The sequence below is a fragment of the Amycolatopsis pittospori genome, assembly GCF_013870525.1.
In the GTDB taxonomy this organism is placed as follows: Bacteria; Actinomycetota; Actinomycetes; order Mycobacteriales; family Pseudonocardiaceae; genus Amycolatopsis; species Amycolatopsis pittospori.
Genome location: NZ_JACBXD010000178.1, coordinates 1 through 4598, shown reverse-complemented (window position 1 = coordinate 4598; position 4598 = coordinate 1). Strand labels below are relative to the sequence as shown.

The 4598-nt window shown below is 69.4% G+C and carries 6 protein-coding genes and 1 pseudogene; 6 read left to right on the top strand and 1 reads right to left on the bottom strand.

Annotated features, from left to right (window positions below; genetic code table 11):
* Positions 1-444: pseudogene (locus H5J31_RS39390) on the top strand (aminotransferase); the annotation flags it as partial.
* 88 nt (positions 445-532) lie between these two features.
* Positions 533-1144, top strand: coding sequence for a hypothetical protein (locus H5J31_RS39385; protein ID WP_181777744.1), 612 nt, complete (start codon positions 533-535; stop codon positions 1142-1144).
* A 116-nt stretch (positions 1145-1260) separates the two neighbouring features.
* On the opposite strand, the gene H5J31_RS39380 is transcribed toward H5J31_RS39385, so the two are convergent.
* Positions 1261-2199 carry a ferritin-like domain-containing protein gene (locus tag H5J31_RS39380; protein WP_181777743.1) on the bottom strand — a complete coding sequence of 313 codons (939 nt, stop codon included), beginning with the start codon at positions 2197-2199 and terminating at the stop codon, positions 1261-1263.
* A 135-nt stretch (positions 2200-2334) separates the two neighbouring features.
* Between H5J31_RS39380 and rimP the strand changes: the two genes are divergently transcribed.
* The 4 genes from rimP to H5J31_RS39360 form a co-directional block, all read left to right on the top strand.
* Positions 2335-2874: a ribosome maturation factor RimP gene (rimP, locus tag H5J31_RS39375; protein WP_181777742.1), complete on the top strand. Its 540-nt coding sequence runs from the start codon at positions 2335-2337 to the stop codon at positions 2872-2874.
* Positions 2871-3911, top strand: coding sequence for a transcription termination factor NusA (gene nusA / locus H5J31_RS39370; protein WP_181777741.1), 1041 nt, complete (start codon positions 2871-2873; stop codon positions 3909-3911). The genes rimP and nusA overlap by 4 nt, the downstream gene beginning before the upstream one ends.
* Entirely contained in the window at positions 3908-4237 is a 330-nt protein-coding gene (locus H5J31_RS40540) for a YlxR family protein (protein WP_328701736.1), read from the top strand. Before nusA ends, H5J31_RS40540 begins: the two co-directional genes overlap by 4 nt.
* Before the next feature lie 144 nt (positions 4238-4381).
* Positions 4382-4598 (top strand): translation initiation factor IF-2 N-terminal domain-containing protein (locus H5J31_RS39360; protein ID WP_181777740.1); only part of this gene is annotated, 217 nt, incomplete at its 3' end.

The following is a 4598-nucleotide window of genomic DNA, read 5'->3' as shown; positions in this document are numbered from 1 at the left end:
CTGCTCGCGCCGCGCGGGACGGCGTGGCTGGCCGCGCATCCGCGGGCGCTGGAGCGGGCGTTACCGGTGGCGGCGAACTGGTACGCGGGGGAGGACCGCTGGCAGACCGTCTACGGCCTCCCGCTGCGGCTCGCGGAAGGCGTCCGCTCGCTCGACCTGTCCCCGGCCTGGCTCTCGTACGTCGGCGCCGCGGTCTCACTGGACTACCTCGCGTCCTTGGACCTCGAAGCCGTCCGCGCGCACTGCGTCGGGCTCGCCGACTCGCTCCTGGAAGCGCTCGGGTCACCCGTTCAGGGGAGCGCGATCGTCTCGCTCGACGGCGACGCCGAGCGAGTGCGGGAAGCCGGCATCGTGGCCGGTACGAGGGCTGGGAGGCAGCGATTCGGCTTCCATCTCTACAACACGGCTGACGACGTCGAACGGGTGATAAGCACGTTCAGGTGAACCGCCGGACGGACGTGAACTACCGTATGTTCCCGTGGTTGGTGCGCAATTTACTCCGGGACCGACGGAAACGGCCCGGCTTCAGCCGGTGCGACCGGCAGGGCCGCCGCCGGTGTCCAAGCCGCCGAGGAATCCGGCGAGCCTGGCGCTGAAGGGCGGTGGGCTGGTCGTCATCGCCGTCGTGTCCGCCCTGCTCTGGTGGCTGATCCGGCACGAGCCGGAGACGACGCCCGTCGCGGACACGCCGTCGAAGACCGGTCAGTACCAGTACACGCTGGTCGAGGGCCCGCAGGTCACCTCCGACTGCGCGAGCAAGTCCTACGGTGACACCAAGGATTTCTTCACCCGGACGCCGTGTACGCGGCTTTCGCGTGCGCTGTACACGACCGAGACCGCCGGGCAGAAGGCGCTCGTGTCGGTCGTCCTGGTCACCATGCCGGGCGAGGTCACCGCGACCCAGCTCAAGGCGCTCACCGACAAGGACGGCACGGGCAACGTGTCCGACCTCGTGCGCGACGGCACCTTCAAGGCGAAGGACGCTCCGAAGGTCTCGACGTCGAACGCGGCCTACGAATCCCACGTCACCGGCGCCGACGTGACCATCGTGCTGACCGACTTCTACAACAAGCACAGCGACAAGCCGGTGCTGGAGCGGATCGCGGCCGACGCCGTGCGGCTCGCGGGAGATCTGCGCCGCTGAGCCCGCCGGAGCCCCGTTCCGGATGCTATGAACGACCCGTTACTGGCAAATTTTGCCAGTAACGGGCCGTTCATAGCACGCTTCGGGCCCGCGGAGCCGCGCCCCGCGAGAAGGCCTCAGGTCGACTGGCCCGGCATCGCGATGGCGACCGGCTTCGCGCCGAACTCCGCCCGCCACGCCGTCCCTCGCCGCGCGGAGCCGATCAGCGCGTTCAGCGCCGTCGTGCGCAAGGCCGCGTCGTCGGTCCGGTCGATCACACCGAGCCAGGCGGCGGTCGCGTCCGACTCGGACGTCGCCACGAGCTCCATCGCCGAGTTCGCGTCGGTCACCGGCTTCGGCGGCACGTAGGCCGCTTCGGGGCCGGCGGGCGTCTGGCCCGCCGCGGAAAGCATCCGTTCGCACACATCGCGACGTTTGACGTGCTCGGCCGTACCGCGAGCGACCGCGCTGGCGAAGGCGGCCGGAAGATAGGCGCTCACCAGTCCGTACACCCAGATCGACGCGTGTTCGGCGCCCAGCGCCTGCTGGACGGCTTCCGCGGCCTCCTGGTCCAGCGAAACTCCGGCGGGTACTTCGACGGCCACGGCGTCGTCGCCCCGGCCGAGTTTGTCCGAGCTCTGCTGCAAAGCCGCGCAGCCGGCCGCGATCGAAGCGACCATCCCGGCCCGGTACCGAGGCAGTGAAGGCACCAGTCCTTCGGCCTGTTTCCGCGCTGTGGCGAGCCGTTCCTTGAGCCCGTCGACGGACGACGGCGGGGTCTCCGCCGGTCCGGACTGCTCCGGCTTCGGCCGGTTGAGCCGGTCCACCTCGGTCTTGAGCGCCGCCGCGTGCGCCGCGCGGGCGGCCGCGACGGCTTCCGCTTCGGGGCCTGTCAGCGCCTTCGCGCCCGCAGCGTCGGTCTCCGCCGCGCGCAGCAACGGGGCCAAGGGATCGGGGCTCTCGTCGTAGCCGGGGCCACAGGCGGCCGCCAGCGGCACGGCCAACGCGGCCAGCGCTCCCACTCTCAGGAAAGTACGACGGCTCGGCAAGGTGGGCTCGGTCGGTCTTCCGGTCACGCCGCCCCATCCTGCCAGTAGCCCGCGCGGGGCCGCCGCTCGCGCGTCACGCGGGGGTCACCAGATAAGCTGGTCCACTACCGAACCCGGATCCACGCCGCCGGGTCGCCCACAGCCGGACAGGAGCGCTCCACAGTGCCCAACGACCTCGCCAGCAGGCTGGAGCCCATCGTGGCCGAAGCCGTCAAGGCCGCGGGTTTCGACCTCGATTCCTTCGAGGTCCAGCAAGCAGGCCGTCGTCAGCTGGTCAAGGTCGTCGTCGACGGGGACGACGGCGTCGGGCTGGACGAGGTGGCGAGCATCAGCCGCGCCGTCTCCGCCGTGCTCGACGAGAACGAGCACGTGCTCGCCAGCGCCTACACCCTCGAAGTGACCTCACCGGGGCTGGACCGCCCGCTGTCCGTGCAACGGCACTGGCGGCGCGCGAAGTTCCGTCTGGTCAAGGTCACCCCGGCCGAGGGTGCCGCCTTCATCGGCCGTGTCGGGCACGCGGGGGAGAAGTCCGCGCGCGTGCTCGTCGACGGCGAGATCCGGGACGTCGGTTACGCCTCGGTGGCCAAGGCGGTCATCGAGATCGAGTTCAAGCAACCACCTGCCGAGGACCTGAAACTGTTGGAAACCGACGCCGCGGCCCGCACCGCCGCCGCTACCGAACCGAAGGAGGAGCCGAAGTGAACGTCGACATCGCCGCGCTGCGCGCGATCGAACGGGACAAGGACATCCCCTTCGAAACGGTCATCGAGGCCATCGAAACCGCGCTTCTCACCGCGTACAAGCATACCGAGGGCCACCAGCCGCACGCCCGGATCGACATCGACCACAAGAGCGGGCTGGTGCGCGTCCTCGCGCACACCCTCACCCCGGACGGCCAGATCGACGAGGAATGGGACGACACCCCCGAGGGCTTCGGGCGGATCGCCGCGACCACCGCGCGCCAGGTCATCCTGCAGCGCCTGCGCGACGCCGAGCACGAGAAGACCTTCGGCGAGTTCTCCGCCAAGGAGGGCGAGATCGTCGCCGGTGTGGTGCAGCGTGACGCTCGCGCCAACGCCCGCGGCATGGTCGTCATCCAGGTCGGCGACATCGAAGGCGTGCTGCCTTCGATCGAGCAGGTACCCGGCGAGTCCTACGAACACGGCAGCCGGATCAAGGCCTTCGTCGTCACCGTTTCGCGGGGCAACCGCGGCCCGCAGATCACGCTGTCGCGTTCGCATCCGAACCTGGTGCGCAAGCTGTTCGCCCTCGAGGTCCCCGAAATCGCGGACGGCACGGTCGAAATCTCCGCCATCGCGCGTGAACCGGGACACCGGACCAAGATCGCGGTCCGCTCGACGGTGCCCGGCGTCAACGCCAAGGGCGCCTGCATCGGCCCGGTCGGCGCGCGTGTGCGCAACGTGATGAGCGAACTCGCGGGTGAGAAGATCGACATCATCGACTTCTCGGAGGACCCGGCCAAGTTCGTCGGGAATGCGCTGTCGCCCGCGAAGGTTGTCTCGGTCAAGGTCGTCGACGAGCGGGCCAAGACCGCACGCGTCGTCGTCCCCGACTTCCAGCTTTCACTCGCGATCGGCAAGGAAGGGCAGAACGCCCGCCTCGCCGCGCGGCTGACCGGATGGCGTATCGACATCCGTAGCGACGCCGCCCCTGAGCAGGGTGACGAAGCACACGCCGGTCAGACGCGGCCCGCCGCGACAACCGGTTCGGCTGAGTGAAGGTCGAAGCGCTAGACTTACGAGTGGTTCAGAGCCCGCGGCCGGGAACCGACCTCCAGCATGACCGGAAATCTCCGGTTCGCACCTGTGTGGGTTGCCGTCGGCGGGCCTTGATCGGCGAGTTGCTGCGAGTGGTCGCGGCGGATGGACGGCTGATCGTCGACGAACGTCGGCGGTTGCCGGGCCGGGGTGCCTGGTTGCACCCCGTGCCGGACTGTCTGGCCAAGGCCGAGCGGCGCAGAGCGTTTCCCCGGGCACTTCGTGTTCCAGGGTCGCTCGACGCCCAGGGTGTCCACGAACGCCTTGAGCGACCCGCCGAAGACTAAGGGCACCGGGACGTCCCCGGTGCCGGATGGAATCAGGAAGCAGGTCGACCCGTCATGAGTCAGCCGTGAAGCTGAATCAATGAACGCGCGACAATAGGACGAGGTCTGCGGGTCTGCCGCCGGCCTCCCCAGATGAGGAGAGCTGTGCCAGGCAAGGCCCGAGTACATGAGCTCGCGAAAGAGCTCGGCATCACCAGCAAGGAAGTTCTCGCCAAGTTGAAGGAACAGGGCGAGTTCGTGAAGTCCGCGTCGTCCACCGTCGAGGCGCCCGTCGCCCGTCGTCTCCGTGACGCGTACCCGTCGAAGGACGGCAAGAGCAAGAAGCCGGTTCCGACCCCCGGCCCGCGGCCTTCGCCCGCGA